Genomic DNA, 1,882 nt, shown 5'->3' on the forward strand with positions numbered 1-1,882 from the left:
GCGGTAGACCAAAGGCTGGGTCTTCAGCCACTTTACCCCTATCCCTTGGGTAGAGAAACCCCACCCTCCTCGAGACTTGGGGATATGTACTGAGGAGGAAGGACACGTTTTCACTACGCTTTATGGCTTCCCTCCTCCCCAATAAATTTGCTTCACTTAAAAAACTTTACCCCAGGGCGAGGCTTGTCCTTCCTTTGTCAGATTGAAGTCATCAATTATTTTGAGCAGGTAGGGTAAAGGATTATCGTTAATGTTTCTCGAAAGGTAGCTCAATAGTTCGACTAACCCGAGCTCTGATACTACACCGCCCCCTTTTAACTCCTCTTTAGCAATAAACCTTCTCTCGTCCTTATTTATAGCTAGTACGATGACACTAGTATCGAAATACCTCAAAACCTGTCCCTTTCTTTAAGGAATTCCTCTAATGGCTTATCTATCAAGACTTCTACCCCTCTCTTCTTCAACTCCTCATACTTCTTTATTATATCCTCCCAAGACTTAAACTCGTCAAGTCCCACCTTGATTACAGTATTCAGCGCTTCGTTCCTTGAACTAAATATACCCATTGCTATGAGTTCATCAATCTTCTTTAACACCTCTTTATCGATCCTTATGGTCACAGTAGTAGTACCCATATTGTGCTATGGGAAGTACACACACATAAACTTTATGTCATCTCTCACGCTAAACGTGGAATTCAATATTTAGATCCGTAAAGTCAAAAGTTAAAAAACGTTACCCCGCCTTAAAAGGCGAGATTTGCCGTTCTTTTATTAAGTTCACCCCTAGACCAAAAGAATAATGGAAAAGTGAGATTTCTGCTTTCAGAGGTATAACCACTGTTCAAAATTTTGAACTCTATCCTATATTTAAATATTCTACCTCCTATTCTAAACTATGAGACTATTAAAATACGTCACAAAACGAATGATAACTAACCCTTATTTGCTCTTTTGGGGAGTAGGTTTCTTAATATTTTGGGAGATCATAGGGGCTTTCGTTGAATCTTCTAGTATACCCAAGGTAGTTTATGCTGAGGAATACTATACGGCATCATGGTACGGAATAATAATTACTTTAAGCTCCAGTGCTCTAGGAGTCAGCATAAATTACGTGCTAAGTTATCAGACTGGTGGTTTGCCCCATTTATTTAGGTACTCCAGATTAACTCCAAAATATTACCTTTCGTCAACGTATATAGGCATGGGAGTAGTCAACTTGATACTATCCATAGTTATGTTAGCCACAACGTACCTATTGTTTGGTATAAAGTTTGGTTTTAGCGAGGCCATTCCTAAAAGTTTTCCCTTATTGCTCATAACAGCGTTAATAGCAGGTCTATTTTACACAGCGTTATCCTTTAACTTATCGATGCTGACCCTTAAGACCTCTAGGAAGATGGAGAATTTGATCGACTTCATCCCCTTGGTTTTAGGTTATTTATTCGGCTTTTCTTACCTTTACGCTAACGCTGGCTACGTCTTCGCCTTTTCTCCCTTTAGCGAGGTTGCTATGTTAGGAATAAGTGGCTTTACGGGCTCTAATCCGCCTATATACACAATCCAACAAACAAACCCCCAACAAACGATAACTTTCGTTTACCCATTACTAGGATTGATACTCTGGACTTTAGCCCTCAGTGGTGTTGCCGTATTTAACCTAAGGAAGTTGTACTATAAACCATTAGAGGAGGGGAAGACAATATGATAGAGCTTAAAGAGGTAAAGGTCTACAGAGAGAAGAGCCTAATAATAAAGGAAGCTAACATGCAGATTTCATCTAAGAGCTTACTCTTAGGGCCTAATGGGAGCGGAAAGACTACACTACTTAGAGCTATATGCGGGATAATAGACTATGAGGGGAGTGTACTTGTGGACGGCCA

Annotated in this window: 4 protein-coding genes; 2 read left to right on the top strand and 2 right to left on the bottom strand. The window is 40.1% G+C overall.

The genetic code is table 11. The features are described from left to right. Window positions 1–156 precede the first annotated feature (156 nt). Window positions 157–393 carry a hypothetical protein gene (locus DMP16_RS09470; protein WP_143577156.1) on the bottom strand — a complete coding sequence of 79 codons (237 nt, stop codon included), beginning with the start codon at window positions 391–393 and terminating at the stop codon, window positions 157–159. Further along, complete coding sequence (locus DMP16_RS09475) at window positions 390–635, bottom strand: ribbon-helix-helix domain-containing protein (protein WP_069284249.1); 246 nt, start codon at window positions 633–635, stop codon at window positions 390–392. Before DMP16_RS09475 ends, DMP16_RS09470 begins: the two co-directional genes overlap by 4 nt. A gap of 262 nt (window positions 636–897) precedes the next feature. On the opposite strand from DMP16_RS09475, the gene DMP16_RS09480 reads away from it, so the two are divergent. Further along, window positions 898–1,707 carry an ABC transporter permease gene (locus DMP16_RS09480; protein ID WP_143577157.1) on the top strand — a complete coding sequence of 270 codons (810 nt, stop codon included), beginning with the start codon at window positions 898–900 and terminating at the stop codon, window positions 1,705–1,707. A gap of 59 nt (window positions 1,708–1,766) precedes the next feature. Beyond that, window positions 1,767–1,882 (top strand): ATP-binding cassette domain-containing protein (locus DMP16_RS11460; protein ID WP_255446862.1); only part of this gene is annotated, 116 nt, incomplete at its 3' end.

Source organism: Sulfolobus sp. B1 (assembly GCF_007050195.1).
GTDB lineage: Archaea > Thermoproteota > Thermoprotei_A > Sulfolobales > Sulfolobaceae > Saccharolobus.

Excerpts from the sequence above, each read along its gene's own strand:
- DMP16_RS09480 (WP_143577157.1), top strand. The coding sequence starts at position 898 with ATGAGACTATTAAAATACGTCACAAAACGAATGATAACTAACCCTTAT.
- DMP16_RS09475 (WP_069284249.1), bottom strand. The coding sequence starts at position 635 with ATGGGTACTACTACTGTGACCATAAGGATCGATAAAGAGGTGTTAAAG.